Source organism: Nocardia sp. JCM 38205, from assembly GCF_058222935.1.
Window position 1 is genome coordinate 408,195 of sequence record NZ_JBYHFL010000005.1, and the last position, 22,397, is coordinate 430,591.

Sequence of the window (22,397 nt, forward strand, 5' to 3'; positions counted from 1 at the left end):
TCCACAACACACCCCACCGACACAGCGGTGGAACTCGACACGACAGCTCATCTTCGCACCTGAATCGACTCCGAGACGGCGGATCCCGTGTCGCCGAACCGGTGACCACACCGTCATACCAGGACGCTAGGCTCCGGTGGGAACCAGGCAGGAGGTGGCGGAGTGCGCGATCGGTTGTTGCGGCGGATCATCGAGCTGCTCACGGCGCAGCCTTGGCTCACGGCGGCACAGCTGGCGGCGGCGATCGCCGATGCGGCTGTCACGCGCAGCGACGTGAACAGCATCCTCCATCGCCACCGCGATGATCTGTTCGAGCGCGACGAAAGCCGGACACCGCCGCGGTGGGCCTTGCGAGCAGGGGTCAGTAGCGGACGGGCATCAACTGCGGAAGGGGGCGGGTCACCGTCCGCGCGGCCCACCCGGCCCAAGGGCTCGGTGTATTCCGGACCCGGACTTCGCGACTGGCAGCGCGCGGCGCTCGATGCCTGGGGCAGCCACGATCATCGCGCGGTCATCGAATCGGTGGACGGTTCGGGCAAAACGCTGGTCGGAGTTGCCGCCGCAGCCGAAGCGGTCGACGCCGGGCGCCGGGCCGTCGTCCTCGTCTCCGGCGTCGAACAACAGGACCGTTGGTCGCGGGTGCTGCAATCCTCGCTACCCACCTGCCGAGTCGAGCGACTCGGCGGTTCCGGCAAAGCGGTGACTACAGCGGACGTGGTGGTCGGGCCCGCAGCTGCGTTGGCGAGGACGCGTTTCGGTCGCGCCGGCGACGTCATCCCCACCGTTCTCATCGTGGACGATGTACACAATTACGGTCCAGGAACCTACGCCAAAGCACTCGATGACGGCTACCAGTGGCGGCTTGGCCTCACAGCGGCACTCGAACGCTCCGACGATCTCGTCGAATCGGTTCTGCTCCCCTATTTCGGCACGATCATTCCCGGGTGCGATTATGCCCGCGCCGTGACCGACGGACTCCTTCCCAAGATCCGCGTTGTCCAGGTCGAAGTGCAGTTGACCGACGCTGAAGCCACTAAGCTGCATCAGCTCGAAGCTCAGATCGAACACCTCACCGACATGCTGGTCGGCAATTACGGTGCACCCGACCCGCACAGCAGCGCATTCGATAAGTTCGTTCGGTCGCTGGCCGGCGGCCGTTATGCCGCGGCGCAATACGCCAAGAAGTATCTGAATGCTATCGCCGACCACACCGCGCTCCTGGCCGAATGCAAAGCGAAGAGCGACTTGGTGCGTGCTCTCCCGCCCGCACTGCCGGACCACACGCAAATGATCCTGTTCACCGACCGTGCATCCTCGGCCGGTCACATCGCCCGGGCACTCACGGACCAGGGGCTCACTGCCGCCATCAGCGGCGTGGGTGCGGCGAAATCCGACCGCGACGCCGTCGCCCTCGGACTGCGTGAAGGAACCATCCGGGCGTTGGTCGAACCACGAACGCTGGACGAGTCGCTCGTTGTGCCGGAGGCCGGGCTCGGCGTGATCCTGACTTCGGCCCGCTCGGACAGACAGATGATCCAACGCATGGGCCGGCTCATTCGACCGAACAGACCGCACCCGATCGTGTTCGTGGTCGCCATTGTCCAGGGCACGCCCGAAGATCCCGCACAGGGATCGGCCCGATCGCATCTGCGCCTGCTGTGGCAGATCGCCGAGCGTGCCGCGAAAACGGATGCCTCGCGAGCACCAGACATACTGCGACGCATGCTGCGCCCGGATGAGCCGGTCGACGCCGAGACCACAACCGATACTTCCGCGAATCGCTCAACATCAGCTTCACCGCCGGTCGCCGCGACGGTGCGTCCATCCGTGCCTTCGAACCCGGCAGGCGCGCAGCGGGTCCCCGTCGATTCAAGTGGATCGCAGCAGCCCGCGCAACCATTGGCCGAGCCGACGTCAGTGCCCAGCGCGACGTCAGCGTCGGTGCCCGAAATCGCTGAGCCTGCACCCTCGAACACGATGGACCCCACCTTCGACATGACTGTCGAACTCGTCGGTCAGCTCCATACCCAGGGGGGTATCGCCACAGCAGACGAAGTCGGCGATTTGATCGGTCTCACCGATCCGGACGACATGCGTGCAGTCGTTGCTGCGGCTGCCGCTCAGGGCCAACTCGACTTCAGCCCGATCGAGGACGGGGCCGACGAACTGATACTGCTATCCGCCGAGGCGGGCGGCACACCCGCGCAACGCCGCGATGCCGCCGCCGCTGTGGCGGAGTGGGCCGTGCGGGCCGACGACCCGATCGATGAGTTCCACGACCTGGTCACCCGGCTGGGCCCGATACGGGTATGCGACCACCGGCTGATCCAGATTGCCGCGTTCTTGCGCGGAACAACTCCGATCGCACTCCTATGACGATGCGGATGCCCGGTCAGTAGCCAGGGCTCGCGCGAAGGGCCACACCAGCGCGAGCGCCGCAATGGCCCGGTCGGTCAATTGCGGCTGTCCGAGTTCCACCAGCACCGCCCGCATCAGGGCCGCGCGGTCGTGCCAGCCGATCTGTTCGGCACAGTGCGACATCGTCTCGGCCAGTTCCCGGGCCGGCATTTCGTCTATCGGTCGCACACCGAGGGTCCGCCGACGCGATACCGGCTGTCCGGAGAGTCGATAGGCGGACCGGATGGGGTCGGCGAGGCGGAGCGGATCGTCCTCGAGGAGATCGCCGGTCTCTACCGCGTACCGCAATGCGTCGATAACGGCGTCCCGCGTTGCCCCGGAGTCGACACCACCCTTATCCCGCAGCAACGCGGAAACCAACCGCCGTCCGGATACGGGACCTTCGACACCCACAATCCGGACGAGGTCAGCAATCACCGTCGAGCGATTTGCTTCGGCGGGATTCGCGGCGGTGAGGAGACCGGTGAAAGCCTGGTACTCGGCGATCGAAGGTGCATCGCCCGTGCCGGAAACCTCGTCCGTCGTCACCACAGCGACGGCCTCGGACCAAGAAGACCCATCGGACTGATCGTCCGCATAGTCGTCTGTCCCGACTGAACCGAATTCGCCCAGGACGGTTGGCGGCTCGGCATCGACCGCAGCTGACTGCGAGGCCGTCGTCAGATCCGCCGGCTCCGTCGCGACCGCAGCGACGGGGGCCACCGACCGTACCGGCGTCTCATAGGGGAAGGTCGGTTCGCCGTTCTTCTCGTCGGACGTGTCCGCCTGCCACATCGTCTCGGAGGTCGGCGTCGGATCGTCCACGCGGTCCCCCACCCCGGATGTGCTCATCGAAGGTGACGGCTCTCCCGCCACGGCGACATCGTCGTCCGGGATCGGCATGATGTTCAGCTCGTCGAACAGCTGCCACAGCGGAGTCAGACACGCGTCGGGATCCGCCACGAATCGCGACTGACGAATCCGGAAGAACGGCCACCCGCACCTTTCCAGATCACGCTGCCGCGCGAGCTCTCGATGGAACTGTTCCGGGCCATCCCAGCTGTCACCCTCGCATTCGAGCGCGACTTTCGCGTGGGCACCGGTGACCACCAGGTCGATGTCATGACCGGCCGCGTCATAATGGGCGCTCACTTGGTAGCCGCGGTCGACCAGAAGGTTGTACACCCGCTGCTCGAACAGCGATTCGAATGGCGTGACGACCCGGTCGTCGGGGACTTTCCCGGGCCGGGCCGCCGAGGATGCCGTGTGGCCGGACCGCTGGGTTTCCAGACAGTAGTTCAACAGCTGATACCGCATGTCATCGGTATTGTTCAGCTGATCCAACGTCATCGAGTGAAACAGCCACAGCTGATCCCGCGCCCGCGAAACAGCCACGTTGTATCGCTGCACTATTTGTTCCCGCGTTTGCGCGACGATGCGAGTATCGGGGCCTGGCGCTTTGACCATCGACAGGAAAATGATGTCGCGTTCGGCGCCTTGAAAATCGGCAGCGTCGCCGCACCGCAATTGCCTGCGCGCGATCTCTTCGGGTTGCAGTCGCTGAACCAGTTTGTCCCAGATCAGTTTCGCCTGAGCCTGGCCGAGTAGGGAAATCACGCCGAAGGACTTGCCCGCGTACTTCGGATCATCGATGCATTGGGCCACCTGCTGGACGATGCGCTCGGCTTCCGACGCATTCACATTGTTCTTCCCGCTCTCGGCATCGGCGACGTACACCGTTCGAATAGGTGGCAGTCGGTCGGCACCGTAGAGACGCACCGGGAGCAGTCGAATGTGCTGCGGCTCGTAGGCAATTCTGTTCGAGAATTCGATGATTTCCGGCACACACCGGCGATGCTCCACCAACGTGAGACGGGTGGGAAACCGCATCGCCGCTTCATCGAACAGGCTCCGTTGTGGCTCCTCCCACGACGCGCGGAACCGATCATTCGGCAGGTACTGGGCCGCGAGTGCCCGCAACTGGTTCTGATCGATGCCGACACCGGCGGGTGAGACCTGCTTGTCGTCGCCGATGACGACGATCCGCGGCGCCAGATATTGCAGGAAGACAGATTCGAGTCCGGCCTGCGACGCCTCGTCCACGACAACCACATCGAACATGTTCTGTTCGATATCGAGCTGCTCGACCACGCGATAGATCGGCATGATCCACACCGGGACCGCGGAGCGGCAGCGGGCGAGAGTCTGCTGAATATCGATTTGCCGTCGCGCCGCGTATTGGCCTTTGCCCTTGCCCAGCTTGCGGACCAACTGCACATACTGGCGGAGGTCCGAGCGGGAGGTATGGGTCAAACGCCCCGGTCCTACGGCACGATCCCAGGACCTTGCCACAGCTACTACCGTCGCTTCGTCTCGCAACGCGGATTCCACCTGGTCCAGGCGGTGGAACAGAGTGTTGGTCTCCTCGTCGACATGGTCGGCGAGCCACCGGTCGACGCGCGCCCAGTTCCACGCGCTGGACAGCTCGGCCAGCCGGGCCGGCCAGTGTTCATCGTGTGGGTCGGCAGCGATCGCATCTCGCAGCTTCGGCAGCGCACTCATCCGAGCCCCGAGCTCGTGTCGGCGCCTGTGCCGTCCCCGAAGTTCGTTCAGTTCCCCCAGCCGCGCGTACGCGGCCCGGTATCTGACCGGATCGTATTGCGTGATCGCCGCATACAGCTCTTGGATGTTGGCGGTGCTGTGCGGATCGTTGTATGCGACCCGGACCCTGTCACGTAGCCGGGCTATCGGCTCTTCGCTCGCTCGCAGCTCGCTCATTGCCGCGACCGCATCGAAGGCGTCCACCAGGGTCCGCACGGTCCGCGGCTCGGACCAATCGGGCTCGGCCAACCCGTAGGTGCGCAGCTTGGCTCCGGCCTCCACAAGCTCGGTACCGAACCGGACGACCTGTCGAAGTTGATCGAATCGATCGCGATGCCACGCCAAGCGACTCCGCAGCGATCCGGCCGGCGGAGTCAGCAGCCCGTGCCAGATCCCGTCCAGCTGATTCAGCAACCGAGTTGCCTCGGCGAACTGACGGAACCTTTCGAGCTGGTCGTCCGAAGTGGGGATGCGGCCGTCGACCCGGACGCGTTCGAACAGCGGTGCGGCATCCTTGACCACCCGAGGCGCTGTCAGCCCGGTCTTCGGCGAACCGTCGGAATGGGTCTTGATCTCGCCGTGGGACCGGATACGTGCCAGTAGTGCTTCCGCCAGCGAAACCAAAGGTCCCAGGTCATCCCCGGATACCGTGACGTCGGTGATGCCGAGGGCAACGATCATCTCCTCAGCGGGGCTCAACAGCTCCGCCAGCTGACCGGCCCGTATCTGCCACTCGCCCGCACTGCCGGCGCGAATATCGGCAATCGCGTCGCGGTACCACACGTCACGCGATTGGGCCAGCTCCGATCCTTGCTGGTCGAGCCCGACGACCAACCCCTGCAACTCGCTCCTGGTCGCCGGCGTGAGCTCAACAATCCGCCGCACCAACTCGGTGCTACCCACATGCTGGTACTCCCGGCACCGCTGGACTGCCGCGGCATGACGAGCAAACCACTGCTCGACATCTGCCATTGGCGCCACATCACCAAAGGTGAGCAACGGAGGGGCCGCGACTTCTGGATCCCGCAGCGCATCATCGAGCAACAATCGACGCCATTCCTCGATGTCGGTGGAAGCGACCGGCAGCGACTCATCGGCACGTGGCGTGGCAAGCCCGCGGAGCCATTCATATCGCGGTCCATCGTCACGGTGACGCAATACGATGTCGGTGAGCGTCCCGCTGTACCCGGCAATTTCGTGGCGCGCGACCTCGCGCTCCCGTGCCCGCAGCAAACGCTCCTTGATTTCGGTGCGTTGCCGCCGCAGCGAATCGATTCGCTGTCCCGCCGCCTCGATCACTTTCATCGATCGTGCTTGGTCGTACTCACTCGCTGCCGCGGAGATCTTCTCGACCGCGGCCTCCAGGTCGGTGAACGCATCGCGGGAGGTGCCGACGACGGCGACACAGAGCGGCTTGATCTCATCGCGGAGCTTGCCGCGCACCTCCTCGAGGGCACGGTCTGTCTGTGCGGTGACAAGCACCCGCTTTCCCTGCGCCAGCAGATGGGTGATCAGCGCGGCGGCGGTGTGGGTCTTTCCCGTGCCCGGCGGTCCCTGCACGATCGTGTGCGCGCTGGTATCGACATGGTCGAGGATGCGCAACTGAACCGGGTTGAGCTGCAAAGGCAGAAAAGCGTCCTGGCCATCTCGCACGATCGCGCCATCATCGGGTGTGGCCGCGCGCGCTGGAACGTACTCGGGGTCGACCAGATTACGGATACCCTCGGGCACTTCGCGATGCTCCCGAATGCGGGCGCCTATCGACCGCAAAACCCGCACGAGCCCGCGCTTACCGCGCGGGCGCAAGATCAATGCGGGTGCATATGCACCTGCCGGTTCCGGCGTGGGCACGGCAGCAGCCATCTCGTCCTGATAGGTTGCCGAAGGATCGATACAATTAATCAATCGCCGGACCAGCCTGGCGATTCCTTCCCGATCAAATGGGTCGATTCCGTCATCGCGAGCTGAATCCTCAGCCGCGCGCAGCAAGCCGGGCGCGGCGAGCTGGGTATTCTCCAAGAAATCCAGCAGCTCGACCGACAGCCCCGAGGCGCTCGTCTCGGCGGTCACCGAGATCTGGCCCGAATCCGTGTCGAAGTCGACCTTGACCGGCACTGTCAGCACATGCCGTCGAACTGTGCTGTGGTTTTTCGGCTTCCAACTGAGACAGCCGAGACCGAGCACAGCCTCCCTCGTCTCCGATGATGCGCTCAGCTCGGTGTACATGTCGTAGAGGTCGTGATAGAGCCTCGATGCCAACCTGTCACGGCGAGCTTGCGCAGCCCACGGCCGCCATTTCCGGAGCCACTGCTCGAACCGGTCCACGACCTCAGGGTGATCGTCGAGTCTCAGCTCCTGCGCAGCTCCCGGACGCGTCTCACGCAGGCAGGGCTCGTCCTCCGGATCGTCAAGCCTGCCTGGTTGCAACCACTCCCTAACCTCAGAGTCGAGCTGCGGTGGTTGTTCCAGGCGGATCTTCCCAACGACCAGAAAGGGGGATCCAGCAGACTCGAGCTCCAATCGCACAGCCTGGTGAATCGGACGCTCCGACAACCAGATCACCGGCCCGAGATCGGCGACATCACAGGTACGTGTGGTGCCGATGTCCTGTACCCGCGCCAGATACTCGAACAGGCTCGCCGCTCGATTCACCACACCCTGGTCCGACCGCCCCTCACCCATGCCCCGCACCTACTCCTCCTCGCCCGCGGACCAGCCCCGTCTCCGACGGTATCGTTGCTTCCGCTGATTCCGCTACACCGCGATATCCGACCGGAATGGCGCGAGTTCGGCCTGCACCCGTTCGGTTCTTTCCCCGAGGTCGGTGCCAGCCGACGCATAGCGATCATCTCTGCCTGGTGCTCCGCGACCGGCCTCCGGTGTACCTCGGCCTCCGATGGTGCCGAAGTCACGTACTCAGCGGGTATCAGCGAAATTCACTGCGGCTCATGGTGATCACCACCAGTGCTGGAGCATCATCGCCCGATAGCGGCCGCCGCCCCTGTTCATCTCCTCGAACAGCTCCCGTCGCCACCCCATCTGCTGTTCGACAGTGCCCCGGTAGCCGCTCGGCCCGGTACTACGGTGGTGCAAGAGCTTCAGGCTGCGTGCCGTCATCGGATACGACTGCTGGAACAGACCCCAGCCGCGTTCGGGCACCTGGCGTTGATGCCCGGACGGACGTTGTCACGATAGGTCGAGGCACTCGTCGGCCGATACATACGTGCTCTGCCCTCCTGGCCGCATCCCGGATGTATCGCCGACCATCTCGTGTGGCACCGACGTTCACATCGATGGCACCCTGAGAATCGCGCCGGAGCGTGCCAGAACGAGCACTACCACCGGGTCACCATCACCCGGTAATACCCCACCAACCTGCGCCGATGTACTCACAGCGACCGCTTCCGAGCGATAACGGGCAATCGCGGGCGGCCGATGAGGCAGGAGGCGCACCGTGGGGTTCTATCTGCGCAAGAGTGTGAGTGCCGGTCCCTTTCGGTTCAACCTGTCGCAGTCGGGGCTCGGCGTCTCGGCCGGGGTGAAGGGGCTCCGGGTCGGCACCGGCCCGCGCGCGACGTATGTGCACATGGGCTCCGACGGGCTGTACTACCGGACCAGTCTTTCCGATCCACGCCGCTGCGGGCCCGGCCGCACGGCCCCGGTCGTGACACCGTCGAGGCAGGTGATCCAGGAATTACCGGCCGTCACCGTTCTCCGTCTGGAGTACGGCACCCCGAGCGATCTGGTGCAGGACCTCAACGCGGCGTCGCATCGTTTTCCGCTGTCGCCGGCCGCATGGCTGAAAGGCCAGCTGCGGGTGCCGGTCATCTACGACGTCTACGGTGCCCCGGCCCAGGCGTTCGAGGCGCTGAACCGCGCATTCGACGGTATCCGCGGCATGCACGGGCGATGGCTGATCGATGCCAAAGCGGATCTGGCGTTGCCTTACGATCGCAAGATCAATGCGGGAGCGTCGTCGCTGGTTGCCCGGCAAGCGGTGACCCCGGTCGAGACCGGACCGAAGTGGCTCGCCACCAACATCGCGGTGCCGGGACTGCGGGCGAAAGAGTTCAGCCTCTACTTCCTGCCCGATCAGATGCTCGTCCAGATCGGCAAGCAATTCGCGTCGTGGAGATACCACGACGTGACCGCCACCCTCGGCCACGGCCGGATGATCGAAAACGGGGCCGTGCCGCCGGATGCCGTGCAGGTGGGCACCACCTGGCAGTACGCGAACAAAGATGGCGGACCGGACCGGCGGTTCAAGTACAACCGCATGCTTCCGGTGATGCGCTACGCGGAACTACAGATCACCGGGCCCGGGCTCACCCTGCGCTGGCAGTTCTCCGATTTCCTTGCGGCCGAAGCCTTCACCTCCCGACTCAAAGCCATGCCGACACTTGCGGCCGAGACCACCGCCCGCGGCGAAACTCAGCAGGCACAACCCGCGCAAACCGCATCCCCGGCCACGCCCACCTACCCTCCCGGCTGGTACCCCGACCCCCAGCGCGTCGCCAGTTGGCGGTGGTGGAGCGGGAAGGCGTGGACCGACCACACCGGTTGACACCCGGCGCGCCTCGACTTCGCGTAGGCATCCAGCCCGGACAACAAAACCATCCCGCACCGAGGTAGCGCATCGATTACGGCGACGAAATAGCCTCCAGCCGCCCGTCCAGCAAGCCATCCGATAACGCGGCGTGCAGCCCTTTCATGGCCGACATCATGCCGCCGAGGTCTTCGATGGTGTCGTTCAGTTCCCGCAGCAGGGTTGCGATGCGTTGTTGTTCCTCGATCGGCGGGACGGCGATCTCGATGCGGCCGAGCGCTTGGCTGCCGATCGAGGGAATCGACCTCACGGCCGCCTGCTTCTCCACCCTCGCCGAGGACCACACCAGGTACTCGAAGAGGTATGCCGGATCTACCTTTTCGGAGTCTGGCCGTAGGCGCGTGACGTTCGGGTTCAGCAGCCACCCACGCTCTTCCGCGGTCACCAGGGCGTAATGGCCGACCGTCCCGGTCCGGACGCACACGATGTCGTTCTCGGCGGTCCGGTATGGCTCGAGTTTGGCCGGCACCGGGCCGGTTTTACCGAGGTCGGATTTCTTGAAGCGCCGCGTGCCGATGTTTTTCGGCCTGATCACCGTGACTGTTCCCGAGTCGGTGATCCTCATCAGCGGACCGTAGCTTCCCGATGGTCCCGGCTGGATCGTGCATACCTCGGATAGTGGTCGCCGCTGCCAGCCCGCCGGCAGGCCACTGCCTTCCAGGGCAAGTTTGCCGAACCGGAGTCGCGACCACTTCCCCAGGTCGATGCTCGCCAGGCGCTCAGCGATCTCTTCCTGGTGCTCTTCTGCCCGCGACCGGTACGTCTCGGCCTCCGAGGGTGCGGAGATCAGGTATTCCTCCGGTATCAGCGAATAGTCCGCGGCCGCTACGGCTTCAGCGGAGACAAGCACCGCACGCCCGCCGGAGGGGAGGTCCGCCACACCCTTCCCGGCAATGGATTGCGGATCGCGGACCAGTTCGGCGATCCGCTCACCATGATCGAGCTGGGGCAGCGCACCGGTGTGCCGACGGGTGATCATCGGCAGTGCGTCGACGAACAGGATGCGACGGTCCTCGGCGGGCCTGTCCTCGGTCTGATGACGTAGCACCCAGACTGCGGTGTCGACCGCTGAGGCCGGAAACAGCGCACTGGGCAGATGGATGATCGCGCAGACTGCACCGGATTCGACCATGGCCATCCGCAGCTTGTGCTCGCTGGGGTTGGCGCTGGCGCCCGCCGCGGCAGGCATGAGGATGACGGCGCGGCCGCTGTCGCTGGTCATGGCGATCGCCGATTGCACCCACGCGTAGTTGTCATTGTGCGGCGGGGGCGCGATACCGAAATGCCAGTCGACCTTCGTGTTCGATCCGGCTGATCCGATGTTGAACGCCGGGTTCGCCACCACCGCGTCGAATCGTCCGGTGTCTCTGCGCCGCCACGGCTGGGCCGGGCCGACGCTCACGGCTGCCGGTGTGCCGTGCACGATCAGGTTCATATTCGCGCGTCGCGCGGCCGCGTGATCGGTACAGATGCCGGTGATCGTCACCGAGTCGGTCACCGCGCCGGGTACGGCGAGGATCAATTCGCCGTAGCGGGTGCAGGGGTCGATGATCGATGCCGGCGTCGCGCCGGGTGCCACCGCACAGGCACCGAGCAGCGCGGCTATCTCCGGCGGGGTGTGGTAGGTGTCGCTGCGGGCCGCGGGGCGCGCGAACTCGTGCAGCAGTGCGCCGAATCCGCGCACGCCGACCTGCGTGCACAGCCCGATCAGCTCCCGCACACCGGCAATGCTGCCGTGTTCCAGGCGCATGAGTACCGGGCCGGCGGCCGGTGTCAGTCCTCGCCCGCGCATGGCCTGATCGATTCCGCCGGCCACGACGCCGAGCAGACCCTTCACGCTCCGGTGTGGCATCGCCGACGCCGCCTGCTCGATCTGATGCCACTGTTCCGGCGCACAAATCCAGGTGAACGCGAGCAGCAGCGCCGCATCGTAGTAGTCGCCCCCGCTCACGCCGTGGGAGCGGAAACCGCGATGCCACAGTGTTTTCAGCGCGGGCAGGCAGTTCTTCGTGCCGGGGCCGACATCACGGAGATCGCTGCGCGGTGCGCGTTCGGCGAGGGTGCGGCGGAACCGGGCACCGTAGGTCGCATCGTCACGCTCGCCGGGTCGGCGATACCGCGCGGGCACCGAACGGTGATCGAGCCAATCCGCTACCTCGTGCGCCGCGAACAGGCGCCCTTTGCCGACGGATTCTCCATCCGGGAAGCCGCGCTTGCGTTTGATCCAGTTGCTGATTGTCCCGACCGAGACGCCGATCAGCTCGGCGATCTCGGAAAGTAATAGCCGCTGTTTCGTCGGGTCGACCGGCGACGACATGTGTGTCCTTTCGACTCTCATCCGGGGTACCTCACATGACCCTGTCGAGGACCAGAGGCACAAACTGCCCGGACAACGCCATACCCATGCCCACGCCCGTGCCGATGCACATGCCCGTGCGGATCGGGCCGGACAGGTTTCTGAGCACCACCAGCTGAAGCGTTTCGCTCCAGCCCCAGTAGCGGCTCGCAATCAGCCTGGACTGACGGTCCTGGGCATCGAGCTCGTCCGCCGGCGGAGTGCCCGACCGCGCCGAATGGAGGTCTGCCGGGTCCGGGCTCGGCTGATCACCACCGGTCGTCTCGTCGTCGTGTCCGCTCTGGTCGCCGGGTTCGGATGCGGCGGCGCGGTCGTTGCTGTCGGGCATGGTCCCCCTCCACTGGCTGGAAGCTCGTCGGGTAATGGCGGGAACGCTAGCGCCGCATCGGCGGGAAGCACAATAATTTAGGTACATGTCAGTTGTCATCGAATCACCCTGTTGTCAACGCCTATCCACGCGATAGCGCAGTAACTATGCAGGTCGATCGGGGTAAATCAGCGCTCGATAGGCTTGCCCAGCGATGATTACTGATGGCTGAGTGGATTACGTAGCAATAGTGCGCAACTGACGCACCTAGCGTCTCACCGCTCGCGATGTAGACGTGAGGCACGCCTCGATACGGATCAGACGTACCTCGTACGGCACCACCGAACCCGGATCCGCGCGCCCGTCTCGCTGCCGGATCCCGAAACCGCGCCACATCACGGCCCAGCCGTTCAACGAAGCCGAATCGGAGGAGCATTTCAGCCGAAGGCCTTCCATGGATCTGCTTGCCGCCGCACCGCAGTGCACGGTGCTGGTGGGCCGCCAGGAAATCGGTTCGGTGGAGACCAGTGTCCTCACCGACGAGGTGGATGGACCTCGCATCCTGTTGCTGGCCGGCCGATCCTGGCAGGTGACCCATATCGACTGGCAGCGGCGGCAGGTCTATGTCGAGGCCACCGAGATCGCCGGCCGCGCCAAATGGAGCTCCGTGCCCGACGGTGCGTCCTTCGCTCTCGCCCGCGGAGTGCGGGAGGTACTGCTCGGCGCCGTCCCCGCTGGCGTGACCCTCACCAGAAGGGCCCAGACCACCCTGGACGACCAGCGCCTGTAACGCGCCGACCATGTCGCCACCGACGCCTTTGTGATCACCCGCAACGATCGCGGCGACTGGCACTGGTGGACGTAGGCAGGCACCAAGGCCAACCGCACTGTCGCCGCCTGGGCCACCGACCTGATCCCGGCACGTCAGCGGATCGGCGCCGAATCGCTGCGCCTGCACTCGGACCTGTCGGTCGCCGATATCCGCGCCGGCCTGGCGCGACTGCGGGTCGGCGAGGAGCGACCGCTGCCCGTCGTCGACACCGCAGCGCTGCGCGGCTTGAAGTTCTCGGCCGCCCTACCCGAAGATCTGGCCCGTGCCACACTGGCGGCACGGATATCGGACCCGGCCGCAGCGATGGCGGTACTCGGCGAGAAGACCGTGATCAGGACCCGGTCACACACCTGATCGGGGGCAGGGCCGACACCCGATGCGGCTCACCGGCCTATCAAGCCGCGATGAACTCGCCCGCGGTAATGCCCGCCGTGAATGCGGTCCACTCGCCGGGCGTGAAGTGCAGTACGACCTCGGACGCCGACACGGAAACCCCGAACGGGGTCGAGCTGACGACCGGCAGGTCTGCGGCGGCTGCCCGATTCGGGTCCGCCGCGAGCTCGAGAAACGCCGCCCACTGAGCCAGTGGTACCTCGATCACCGGCTGTCGCGCTGGATCGTTTCCCGGCTCGCGCAGGTATTTGCTGTCGCGGATGAGTACCGAATCTCCGGCGAAGCGGACCTCGACGCAGTTGGCGGCCTCTTTCGAGAAGCTGGACTTGAACCACGTGCTGGTCGTGCCGGTACTCATACCGATGATGTTAGCTTGCGCGCCGCTTGGTCGATGAGGTCGAGGGACCGGGCCCGGTCGGGCATGGCCGAGAAGACATTGTTGTACACGTAGTTGAGGTTGCGGGCCTGGACGATGTCTTCGACCAAGGCCCCGAATAGTGCGTTCTCGAACCAGGCGACCGTCGGTAGCCAGCAGCTTTCGAAGTCCAGCAAGTACACGTTGCCGCTCAGTGCCACGCATTCCGGCGCGCCCAGCGGGATGATTCGGACATCGACGGTGTCCGGGTGCGCTTCGATCAGCGATTGGATGTGGCGGAGCTGCGCCACCTGGACATCCGGCCCCCACGGGTGCTGAAGCAACACCGCTTCGGTAAGCATCGCCGTGAAGTGAACGGGATCGGGCCCCGCCAGCCGCTCCTGTCGACGCAGTCGTGCTTCGACGTACTTGTCGGCCTCGACCGCCGACCGGACACCGTACGGCGAGGTCATCAAGGCACGCATGTAGTCGGGTGCCTGGAGCATCGCCGGCACGAGGACACCTTCGTGAACGCGGATTCGCTGCGCCCCGTGTTCGAGGCCGTACAGGCGTAGCAGCTCATCCCCGAACAGTGCCGAGTAGCGGTTCCACCAGCCGGACTCCTTCGCCTCGGCCCGCAACGCAAGCAGCTCGGCTCGCTGGTCCGATGGGAAGTCCAGGTGCTCGACCAGTTTGTGCATCTTCTCTTCGCTGAGCACGCTCCGACCGGTCATGACATGCGACCAATAGGCGGGGGTGAACCCGATCGTCTTGCACAGCTGCGGGACCTTGATGCTCAGCTCGTCGAGGCGCTGTTTGAAGCGCACAGCCAGTTCCCAGCGGGCAACCGTTGGCGACGACGGGGCCATGTCGATCCTCTTTTCGCGAGTAGACAAGCGGCGCAACAGTATCAGCGCTACCACTTCGCCGAATAACTACAACAACTAACGCTGACTGGTATACGATACCAGTCAGCGTTAGTCATAACGATGAACTCCCATCCAGACATACTCGAAGGGGATCGAGGAACGATGTCGGTGCAGGTAGTCAACAGCTCGCGGATACTCAGTGATCGCTGCGAGCATCAAGCGAGATCCGTCGGCCAGGGCCGCTGGGTGGTGTCGTTCCTGCCGGGCCGGACTCTCACGCTCGAACAAGCCGTCGCCGCCCTCCAGTTCGCTGAATTCACCAGTGGCGCCAACGAATTCGCCCATTCTTTCGGCTTGACAACCCGCGAGGCCCTGCACTTCGCCCTGAGCGAACCGGCATGGCCGGCGCACTTCTTCCGCAACGAACCCGGGCGCACCCGGTGATACCCCGGCCGGATCCCGGCACCGAACCGCTGCCGTCGAAGGATCTCGTCCTCGAAGCGTGCACCGGACGCCTCATCACCGACCACCCCGTCCTACGCTCCGCCAACGAACTGGCCCACCTCCACATCGCCGCCCAGCGCATCCCCGACGCCCGGGATCTGCTCCAGCGCCGTCTCGAGCTGATCCGCCGCATCGACCACTGGCTGGCCCGCGAACTCCCGCCCGCCCATGGCGGCGCCCACCTGCACACCGAATCCGTTGGCGCCGTGGTCGATCGCCTCGCCCGTTACACCACCTCCGCCCGGCTATCGCTGCTGTCCGACGACACCACCGTCGAACGCCACTACACCTGGCACCGACTGGCCGAACTCACCGTCGGCTACAGCGATCTCGCCTACGAAGTCGGAGCGGGCATCCGGCGCCTCCCCGATCTCGGCCATCTCGAACCAGCCACCACCGGCCTCGACAACCGTTAGACCAACCCGAACCCCTTCGCCCCTAGAGGGCTCCCTGCGGCACGATCCCGCCAATTCCCCCTAATCCCCCGCCTTCCCTTCCGCACCCGGAGGTTGCCCATGCGCACTGAACTCCCGCGACGCCAACCCGGACAGTCGCGCATCCCATCACCGAAATATCCCCAGAACCAATCGCGCACGCCCGACCTGTCCGTACTGACCCGATTGGCCGAGGCCCTGCGGCACTGGCAGTCCGACACCAACTTGCGGAGGCAGCGGTGACAGAACCCACCAACCCGACAGCCGCCCGGCTGCGCTTCCTCATGGCCCGCGCCCAACGCGCCGGTTACCAACTCATCGCCGAACCGGCAGGCGAGGGCTGGCTCCTCGTAGACCTCCACGACGGCGTGCGGCTGTTCGAATCCGACTCTCTTGCGGGGGTGGAGCGGTACCTGAGCGAGTAGGCGAAGCTCCCGCTCCGCAGCAGTGGCCCGGAACCGCTCAGGTTGTCACCGCGGCTGGTTATACTCGGCTGACATCGCACACACGGCAGGGGGACCGAATGACCGAGCGAGCGTTGACCGCGCGTGACATCGCGCGATGGTTCGTGGCATGGGCCGAGAATATTGATGCGACGGTATCCAATCTCAAGGTTCAGAAGTTGCTGTACTACGCACAGGGTAAACATCTCGCGTCCACTGGCAGGCCCCTGTTCGACGACGAAATACAGGCGTGGGCGCACGGCCCCGTTGTACCGGCCGTCTATCACGAGTACAAGCACTACAAGTCCAACCCGATCGACCCGAACGAGGCGCTCGATGACTCGTTCGATTGGGACGATTTCAAGGCCGTTGAGGAATGCCTACTGGCCACCTGGGACATTTACGGCAGCCTCGCCGCGTGGGCGCTGCGCGACAAGACACACAACGAGGCGCCGTGGATCAATGCGTTCGGCGATGGCTCCCGAAATAGCGTGATCAGTCAGGAACAGCTGCGCGAGTTCTTCACCGATGGGCAGCGATAGCACCAGACGGCGCGGGTCGGTACCACAGCACAAGTCGACTCCGCGACCGCCCAGTACGCCCACGGCGACTCCCGCTGGATATCCGATCCTTTGTCTGCGCAACCTCCAGGACAAGTTCGGCGTCGACGACCTCTCCCCGGATCAGTGCCGGGAATTCCTCCGAAAGTGGCACAAGCGCACAAAACTGACCTGGACCGATCTCGTACATCACCCGCGCCATGGACTCGGCTCCGAGAAGCTACCCAAGCGTGCAATCAAGCCAGCTATTCCCGAACATCTGGAACGGGACAGTTACCTCGTCTTCCGACACCAGGAGAACCTGCCTTTCGTCGGTTTTCGCGCCGGCGACGTGTTCCACGTGCTGTGGATCGAATCCAGGTACAACGATCTGTACGACCACGGCAGCTGAGAAGTCGAACCCGCCCCTGTGACCCGAGCCCGACGAACGGGCTCGGGTCGTGTCGCATCACCGTTGGATACCTGGATAGCAAGTTCGCAGCACAGCACGCCATGGCCGACATACGATGGGGGCCCGCACAAACGAATCGAGGTGGGGACGTGGTAGATCCAGTGTCGCTCGGTGCCGCAGCAGCTGTTCTGCTTGCGACGAAATATGGCGAAGGTCTTGCGCAAACCGCCGGCGCCGGCGCCTGGTCGGCCATCACCCGGTTACGGGATCGCATCATCGCGAAGTTCACTGACGAGCCGGCGACCAGTGCGGCCATTGCCCGGCTCCACACCGAATCCACCGAAGCCGACCGGGCCATCGTTGCCGAGCGCGTCGAGTCGGCTGCGGCAGCGGACTCCCGATTCCGGTCGGACATCCAGGAACTGATCGACCTGGCCAGGCAAGACAGGAAAGTCGCAGACTTCATCTCGCACGCCTACGACAACGCGAAAGTGCTCAACATGCGCGACAATCACGGCACCATATCGTTCTGACAGTACGCGCCGTGTTCAACTTCAAAGCGGTTGCGAGAGGCAACTCCAAACAGGTCAACGTCTTCGGGGACAACCGGGGTGAGATCGAGACGACAACGATCTACCTGCTGTACGGATACATCCAGCCGAGAAACATCGTCGCTGCGATCGTGGTAGCGGTCGTGGTGATCGCCGGGTGCATCTGGGGTGTCACGAGGGAACATCCGGCCGGTGCGGCGCTGGCCGAAATCAACGGGCCCGCATCGACCAACACATGGGGTCCGGACCGAATCACCTACAGCAAAGGTGAACGTGCACAACGCGGCAAGGCTCCGGTCGCCATGAACTCCGTCACCGACAACCCCATCCACGGGGACGAACGTAACTTCTTCCGCATCCGCGAAGCTGCCGCTGATAAGCCGTGGGCCGACACCGTGGAGCTCCAACCGGGCCATGAGTATGAGCTATCGATCTTCTATGCCAACAGTACGGAGGAAAGTCGAATCGACTTCGCCCGTGCTCGGGTACAGCTTCCCACAATGATCAAGCACAATGACAGCAAGAAGGCGACGGCGCTGTTGTCGGCCGCACAGACGATGCCCGCCGAGATATGGGACACTGTCGAGTTCGTCAATCACACCAACGGCGACATCACTTTTCAGTACAAGCCCGATTCCGCCCGTGTCATCGACGGCAACGGCCGATCGCGTCCGGTCACCAAGGAGGACCTCCTCGGCGCAGGCGCTCTCGTCGGCACAGACGACCCCGTTGGAAGCATCCCCGCAGGCCCCGACGGCCACGGAACCTTGGTATTCACCCTGGTCCCGGTCGCTCCCGGCTTCACGTTCGAGTCGTCGGCGCAACAGGGTTCCGATCTGAACGACTTCCGCACGATCATCACTGCCGAGGCCGGGAGCCAGGCACGCATTCGACTGAGCTACTTCAACCATGGCAACACGGTGCAGCGCCAGGTGGTGATGCGCACCCAATTCACCGGAACCATCCAGTTCGCTCCCGGCCAGACGGTCTTGGTCAACGCCACCTATCCGAAAGGCACGCGTATTCAGGACGGTTTCGGCGATAGCGGAGTAGATATCGGTGATTACCTACCCAAAGGTAACGCAGCCCTTTTCTTCACAGTGACACTATCGGGGGCACCGTGTTCACAGGAACATCTGAAATCCACGATCACAACTGAAAATGGAGGAAGCTCCGACACCGTGTTGGTGCGGATCGCGGGGAAAGGCTGTTGAGCCGCGGAATATCGCCGGCGCAACGAGTTCCGGTCCCGGAACACGAAACCGGCCCTGGCCACGATAGTGATCCAGTGGGCGTGAGTCTCGCTCACTGGATCACTCGGCTGGGCCGTCCGGGAGCCCAACACCGACTAGCAGCACCGTGTCAGCGCCGCAGGAGCCCCGTGCGTGCACTGTCGGACGGCAGCCCGCGGGCCGCTTACTCTTCGCCTGCATCTCCTGAACAGCTCGCCGACGCAAACGGACCACTCGATGCCTGCTCCGATATAACCTATTTCTCCGATCAAGATTCGGCAGGTGATCTCTCCGCCGTCAGCGTTGTTCGTGGCGGTCATGGAGACATACTTGCCGAGGCCGTCGATCGTCACGTCCGTACTCCCCGGGATGCCGTAACGAGCTCGATTCACGCCGAAGCGATGAGTTCGGCCGCTGCGCGGAGTCTTCCTATGTGACACCCCGTGCACCGGAAGGCGAGCATCCTCACCTCGGAGGAGATGGAGGCCAGATGAGCAATCCGATTCGGCTGTATATGACGATGTCGCTCGACGGCTATATCGCCGGTCCGGACGATCGTCCGGGCCAGGAGCTCGGGCGGGGTGGGGGACGGCTCTTCAATTGGCTCGACGACCGGGAATCCGAGGGGCCCAGCGGGCAGGTTTATCGCGAGGCAATGGAGACCGGTGCGGTGATTTCCGGGCGTCGGACCTTCGAACTCGCGGGGCGCTGGCAGGGGGATCATCACGATGGTGTGCCGATCTTCGTCCTCACCCATCATGTCGATGACGGGGACGTGCCGCCCGGGCATGCGCGGTTCGTCACCGACGTCGACGAATGTGCTCGTCAGGCGCGCGCGGCCGCTGGGGGCCGGGCGGTGATGGTCCATGGGGCGGGTGCGGCCCAGGCGCTGCTGCGGGCCGGGCAGATCGACGAGATGGAGATCCATCTGGTTCCGGTTCTCCTCGGGGGCGGCCGGAGGCTGTTCGATCAGCTAGGTGACCGCGTCGAACTCGAACTCGTCCGGCGGCTCGAGGACCGCGACGTCACGCACCTCCGCTATCGGGTGCGCCGATCCGAGGAGGGCGAGTGAAAACGCTCTTCGTCGCCTTCCGCGTCACCGACCTGGATCGCTCGCTCGATTTCTACACCGCGCTCGGCTACGTCGAGCTCGGCCGGGTCGATAGTGGCGGCGGGACTCTCCTCGCGCTACTCCAGTTCCCCGGCGAACCAGCGGCCTCGCTCGAATTGGTCCACCGCCCCGCCGATGGACGCGTCGACGTGGGCAGCGGTGTCGATCACCTCGCGATCCAGGTGGACACACTTGCCGGCACTCTGGAGCGGCTGACCCGCGTCGGCCTGGAGCCAGGGCCCATCGAGTACCCGGGTGGGCCTGACGGCCCGAAGACGTCGTGGCTCACCGACCCCGATGGCTACCGGATCGAGCTGGTGGAGTGGCCGCCCGGACACCACGGCGGGATAACGTCCGCCGACTTCTCTTGAACGGTGCGGTGGGCGGGCCGTGCGCTCGGTCATCGCGAGACCAGATGCCGTCCTCGAGCGGACCGCGTTGTGTGTGCCCCTACCGGTGACCCTTCCGCTTCCGGGCGGACGGCACGCGACACACCACGCACTCGTTCCACACGCACCCCCGCGCGGATCCGGTCATACTCCCCCGTCCCCTCGTCCCGCATCATGAACCCATGTCGGATTTGAAATGGGACGACGTCAAGAACTTCTTCGACCCCGCTGTCATGGGCGCACTGCCGGACGTCTACGTGCACGACACGACCGTCGAGGACTGGCAGGCCGTGTTCGATCTGGTGCGGTCCAGCGGGTGGGAGTGGGAGTTTCGGGAGGGGGACGAGGTCAGGGCGTTGCCTTCGGCTGCCGAGGTGTTGGGGCGGGGCGACGATGACGAGGTGGTGAGTCTGCGGGTTCGGGTGGCGCCGGAGTTGGAGGCGATATTTCGGCCGTGGGATGAGACGCAGGTGGAGTTCGATATTGATCTGCGGGAGTTGCAGGGGCAGGTGGGGGTCGATGTGTTGTGCGGGTTCCTGGGCGCTGTCGGGCGGCTGCTGGGGAAGAAAGTGGTGATGGAGGCCGAGGGGGATTTCGGGCATCCGGTGCTCGGGTATTCGCCCGAACAGGATCGGGTGGTGGTGCTGGCGGAGCCGGAGAGCTGAGCGGTTGGGCCACCAGGCAGGTGATTGCGGACCTACACTGGGCGGGTGTTTGTTCGACGGCTGATCGCAGCGTCCATGTTCGCCACTCTGACCGCGTTCGGCGCGGGTGCCTGCACCATGCAGGGTGACGGATACAAGAGCGAGTGCAAGGTCGAGGGCTGCGTCATCACCTTCGAGCGCGGAGTCGACGCCGAGGCGAACGTGCTCGGGTTGAAGGTCAAGGTGGTCTCGGTGGAGGGGAACATGGTCACCCTCTCGGTCGGCGGGCAGGAAGTGTCTGTGCCGGTCGGTGAATCGGGGTCCGCCGAGGGCAACACGGTGACAGTGCGTGAGGTGACCGACAGCCAGGTGGTGGTCGAGATTTCCTCCGGTCTGCAGCCCGGCGGCTGATCCGACGGCGAGCGTTACGCCGAATCGCTTCCACTCATGCCTGCCTGGTTGGCGAGCATCGGCGAGAAGGCCGGGATCATGCCGATCGTGTCATCCCCGGCGCGACCGGTGTCCCCATGGGGCTTCCGAAGAAGCTCGAACGGGGGGCCGAGTTGATGGCGGCGGCTCGTCAGCTCTACCCCGAGGCGCCGCGACCGGTCTCCCCGGACCCCTACACCCTCGATTCCGTACGGTCGGTGATCCCGTTCACGGTGACCCGTGAACACCCCGCCTGGGCAGGAATCCGCTCGGCCGAAGCGACTTTGGCCGGCCAGATCTACGGGCAGCAACATCAGGCGCTGCAAGCCGACCTCGAGGCCGGACTTGTCGACGACCTGGTAGCGAAGCTGTTGCATGTGCGCGTGCCCAACGGCATGGCATCGACGGTCGCACCGTGGACCGATACCGTGCCCATGCTGCCCCCCGGGCCCACAATGTGTCGCTGACCAACGTCGACACCGGGGGCACGTTCGTGGCGCCCTGGGACGTGCTCGCACGCGAAGTCCCACTCGAACCGGTGGCAGGCCTTTACCCGGAGGCGTTACTAGGTCGAATTCCATCCTGGCGCAGAGACAATGGCGCGCCTGACTGCGGCATCCGCAGCAAGGCTGGGCTGATCGCACTCGACCCGACATGAGAGAATCAACGGCGTTTCACAAGTGAATGGAGCAAGATGAGAATCGCCGCTGTTCTCGGTACGTCCGCTGTTGCTGTCGGGCTGGTCCTGTCGGTTCCGGTGCAGGCTTCGGCGCAGCCGGGGTCCGGATGCCACGAATCCTACGATCCGTGTGTGCCGATCACGTCCGATGTGGACTGTGCCGGTGGGAGCGGGAACGGGCCGGAGTACACCGGGCGGGTGCGGGTGATCGGGCCGGATGAGTACGACCTCGACCGCGACGGGAACGGGATCGGCTGCGAGAACAGCTGATTCCGGTGGCCGGGATCCGGGCGGGCTGCCCGGATCCCGCAGAA

Annotated in this window: 23 protein-coding genes; 17 read left to right on the forward strand and 6 right to left on the reverse strand. The window is 64.9% G+C overall.

Annotated features, from left to right (window positions below; genetic code table 11):
* Window positions 1–162 precede the first annotated feature (162 nt).
* A complete protein-coding gene (locus AC4HOU_RS20735) occupies window positions 163–2,376 on the forward strand; it encodes a DEAD/DEAH box helicase (RefSeq protein ID WP_490724977.1) in 2,214 nt (737 codons plus the stop codon).
* Here AC4HOU_RS20735 and AC4HOU_RS20740 read toward each other — a convergent pair.
* Both AC4HOU_RS20740 and AC4HOU_RS20745 read right to left on the reverse strand, forming a co-directional pair.
* Window positions 2,371–7,680 (reverse strand): AAA domain-containing protein, encoded by a 5,310-nt coding sequence (locus AC4HOU_RS20740; protein WP_490724978.1) that lies wholly within the window; start codon window positions 7,678–7,680, stop codon window positions 2,371–2,373. The genes AC4HOU_RS20735 and AC4HOU_RS20740 overlap by 6 nt on opposite strands.
* 273 nt (window positions 7,681–7,953) lie before the next feature.
* Entirely contained in the window at window positions 7,954–8,157 is a 204-nt protein-coding gene (locus AC4HOU_RS20745) for a hypothetical protein (protein ID WP_490724979.1), read from the reverse strand.
* 295 nt (window positions 8,158–8,452) lie between these two features.
* Here AC4HOU_RS20745 and AC4HOU_RS20750 point away from each other — a divergent pair, with 295 nt between their 5' ends.
* On the forward strand, window positions 8,453–9,562 hold the full coding sequence (locus AC4HOU_RS20750; protein ID WP_490724980.1) for a DUF4236 domain-containing protein: 1,110 nt from the start codon (window positions 8,453–8,455) through the stop codon (window positions 9,560–9,562).
* A 76-nt stretch (window positions 9,563–9,638) separates the two neighbouring features.
* Here the strand turns inward: AC4HOU_RS20750 and AC4HOU_RS20755 are convergent, their stop codons facing one another.
* Window positions 9,639–11,324 (reverse strand): N-6 DNA methylase, encoded by a 1,686-nt coding sequence (locus tag AC4HOU_RS20755; protein ID WP_490725071.1) that lies wholly within the window; start codon window positions 11,322–11,324, stop codon window positions 9,639–9,641.
* On the opposite strand from AC4HOU_RS20755, the gene AC4HOU_RS20760 reads away from it, so the two are divergent.
* A complete protein-coding gene (locus AC4HOU_RS20760) occupies window positions 11,223–11,885 on the forward strand; it encodes a hypothetical protein (RefSeq protein ID WP_490725076.1) in 663 nt (220 codons plus the stop codon). The two genes, AC4HOU_RS20755 and AC4HOU_RS20760, sit on opposite strands and share 102 nt — an antisense overlap.
* A 67-nt stretch (window positions 11,886–11,952) precedes the next feature.
* Here the strand turns inward: AC4HOU_RS20760 and AC4HOU_RS20765 are convergent, their stop codons facing one another.
* Complete coding sequence (locus AC4HOU_RS20765) at window positions 11,953–12,288, reverse strand: hypothetical protein (protein WP_490724981.1); 336 nt, start codon at window positions 12,286–12,288, stop codon at window positions 11,953–11,955.
* 433 nt (window positions 12,289–12,721) lie between these two features.
* On the opposite strand from AC4HOU_RS20765, the gene AC4HOU_RS20770 reads away from it, so the two are divergent.
* Window positions 12,722–13,057: a hypothetical protein gene (locus tag AC4HOU_RS20770; protein WP_490724982.1), complete on the forward strand. Its 336-nt coding sequence runs from the start codon at window positions 12,722–12,724 to the stop codon at window positions 13,055–13,057.
* 436 nt (window positions 13,058–13,493) lie between these two features.
* Here AC4HOU_RS20770 and AC4HOU_RS20775 read toward each other — a convergent pair whose 3' ends face one another.
* Together AC4HOU_RS20775 and AC4HOU_RS20780 are read right to left on the reverse strand one after the other, a co-directional pair.
* Window positions 13,494–13,850, reverse strand: a complete 357-nt coding sequence (locus AC4HOU_RS20775) for a DUF397 domain-containing protein (RefSeq protein ID WP_490724983.1) — start codon at window positions 13,848–13,850, stop codon at window positions 13,494–13,496.
* Window positions 13,847–14,716: a helix-turn-helix domain-containing protein gene (locus AC4HOU_RS20780; protein WP_490724984.1), complete on the reverse strand. Its 870-nt coding sequence runs from the start codon at window positions 14,714–14,716 to the stop codon at window positions 13,847–13,849. The genes AC4HOU_RS20775 and AC4HOU_RS20780 overlap by 4 nt, the downstream gene beginning before the upstream one ends.
* 162 nt (window positions 14,717–14,878) lie before the next feature.
* Between AC4HOU_RS20780 and AC4HOU_RS20785 the strand changes: the two genes are divergently transcribed.
* From AC4HOU_RS20785 to AC4HOU_RS20845, 13 genes are all read left to right on the forward strand, one after another.
* Window positions 14,879–15,160 carry a hypothetical protein gene (locus tag AC4HOU_RS20785; RefSeq protein WP_490724985.1) on the forward strand — a complete coding sequence of 94 codons (282 nt, stop codon included), beginning with the start codon at window positions 14,879–14,881 and terminating at the stop codon, window positions 15,158–15,160.
* Window positions 15,157–15,636: a DUF4254 domain-containing protein gene (locus tag AC4HOU_RS20790; protein ID WP_490724986.1), complete on the forward strand. Its 480-nt coding sequence runs from the start codon at window positions 15,157–15,159 to the stop codon at window positions 15,634–15,636. The genes AC4HOU_RS20785 and AC4HOU_RS20790 overlap by 4 nt, the downstream gene beginning before the upstream one ends.
* 257 nt (window positions 15,637–15,893) lie before the next feature.
* Window positions 15,894–16,079 (forward strand): hypothetical protein, encoded by a 186-nt coding sequence (locus tag AC4HOU_RS20795; protein ID WP_490724987.1) that lies wholly within the window; start codon window positions 15,894–15,896, stop codon window positions 16,077–16,079.
* A gap of 98 nt (window positions 16,080–16,177) precedes the next feature.
* Window positions 16,178–16,639 carry a Panacea domain-containing protein gene (locus AC4HOU_RS20800; RefSeq protein ID WP_490724988.1) on the forward strand — a complete coding sequence of 154 codons (462 nt, stop codon included), beginning with the start codon at window positions 16,178–16,180 and terminating at the stop codon, window positions 16,637–16,639.
* Window positions 16,626–17,048: a hypothetical protein gene (locus AC4HOU_RS20805; protein WP_490724989.1), complete on the forward strand. Its 423-nt coding sequence runs from the start codon at window positions 16,626–16,628 to the stop codon at window positions 17,046–17,048. Before AC4HOU_RS20800 ends, AC4HOU_RS20805 begins: the two co-directional genes overlap by 14 nt.
* A gap of 149 nt (window positions 17,049–17,197) precedes the next feature.
* Entirely contained in the window at window positions 17,198–17,581 is a 384-nt protein-coding gene (locus tag AC4HOU_RS20810) for a hypothetical protein (protein ID WP_490724990.1), read from the forward strand.
* 11 nt (window positions 17,582–17,592) lie between these two features.
* Window positions 17,593–18,813, forward strand: a complete 1,221-nt coding sequence (locus AC4HOU_RS20815; RefSeq protein ID WP_490724991.1) for a hypothetical protein — start codon at window positions 17,593–17,595, stop codon at window positions 18,811–18,813.
* Window positions 18,814–19,321: 508 nt separating this feature from the next.
* On the forward strand, window positions 19,322–19,903 hold the full coding sequence (locus tag AC4HOU_RS20820; RefSeq protein WP_490724992.1) for a dihydrofolate reductase family protein: 582 nt from the start codon (window positions 19,322–19,324) through the stop codon (window positions 19,901–19,903).
* A complete protein-coding gene (locus AC4HOU_RS20825) occupies window positions 19,900–20,313 on the forward strand; it encodes a VOC family protein (RefSeq protein ID WP_194989746.1) in 414 nt (137 codons plus the stop codon). Before AC4HOU_RS20820 ends, AC4HOU_RS20825 begins: the two co-directional genes overlap by 4 nt.
* Before the next feature lie 200 nt (window positions 20,314–20,513).
* The gene (locus tag AC4HOU_RS20830) at window positions 20,514–20,996 is read left to right on the forward strand and encodes a hypothetical protein (protein ID WP_490724993.1); all 483 of its coding nucleotides are present in this window, start codon (window positions 20,514–20,516) and stop codon (window positions 20,994–20,996) included.
* A gap of 45 nt (window positions 20,997–21,041) precedes the next feature.
* Window positions 21,042–21,386, forward strand: coding sequence for an LSm family protein (locus tag AC4HOU_RS20835; RefSeq protein ID WP_232052021.1), 345 nt, complete (start codon window positions 21,042–21,044; stop codon window positions 21,384–21,386).
* A gap of 116 nt (window positions 21,387–21,502) precedes the next feature.
* Window positions 21,503–21,871, forward strand: a complete 369-nt coding sequence (locus tag AC4HOU_RS20840) for a hypothetical protein (RefSeq protein WP_490724994.1) — start codon at window positions 21,503–21,505, stop codon at window positions 21,869–21,871.
* A gap of 227 nt (window positions 21,872–22,098) precedes the next feature.
* Window positions 22,099–22,353 (forward strand): hypothetical protein, encoded by a 255-nt coding sequence (locus AC4HOU_RS20845; RefSeq protein WP_014350007.1) that lies wholly within the window; start codon window positions 22,099–22,101, stop codon window positions 22,351–22,353.
* Window positions 22,354–22,397: the final 44 nt, after the last annotated feature.

Bases quoted from the DNA above. Each gene is read 5' to 3' on its own strand.
- AC4HOU_RS20740 (WP_490724978.1), bottom strand. From the start codon at position 7,680: ATGGGTGAGGGGCGGTCGGACCAGGGTGTGGTGAATCGAGCGGCGAGC.
- AC4HOU_RS20765 (WP_490724981.1), bottom strand. From the start codon at position 12,288: ATGCCCGACAGCAACGACCGCGCCGCCGCATCCGAACCCGGCGACCAG.
- AC4HOU_RS20770 (WP_490724982.1), top strand. From the start codon at position 12,722: ATGGATCTGCTTGCCGCCGCACCGCAGTGCACGGTGCTGGTGGGCCGC.
- AC4HOU_RS20775 (WP_490724983.1), bottom strand. From the start codon at position 13,850: ATGAGTACCGGCACGACCAGCACGTGGTTCAAGTCCAGCTTCTCGAAA.
- AC4HOU_RS20780 (WP_490724984.1), bottom strand. From the start codon at position 14,716: ATGGCCCCGTCGTCGCCAACGGTTGCCCGCTGGGAACTGGCTGTGCGC.
- AC4HOU_RS20785 (WP_490724985.1), top strand. From the start codon at position 14,879: ATGTCGGTGCAGGTAGTCAACAGCTCGCGGATACTCAGTGATCGCTGC.
- AC4HOU_RS20800 (WP_490724988.1), top strand. From the start codon at position 16,178: ATGACCGAGCGAGCGTTGACCGCGCGTGACATCGCGCGATGGTTCGTG.
- AC4HOU_RS20805 (WP_490724989.1), top strand. From the start codon at position 16,626: ATGGGCAGCGATAGCACCAGACGGCGCGGGTCGGTACCACAGCACAAG.
- AC4HOU_RS20820 (WP_490724992.1), top strand. From the start codon at position 19,322: ATGAGCAATCCGATTCGGCTGTATATGACGATGTCGCTCGACGGCTAT.
- AC4HOU_RS20830 (WP_490724993.1), top strand. From the start codon at position 20,514: ATGTCGGATTTGAAATGGGACGACGTCAAGAACTTCTTCGACCCCGCT.
- AC4HOU_RS20840 (WP_490724994.1), top strand. From the start codon at position 21,503: ATGGGGCTTCCGAAGAAGCTCGAACGGGGGGCCGAGTTGATGGCGGCG.
- AC4HOU_RS20845 (WP_014350007.1), top strand. From the start codon at position 22,099: ATGAGAATCGCCGCTGTTCTCGGTACGTCCGCTGTTGCTGTCGGGCTG.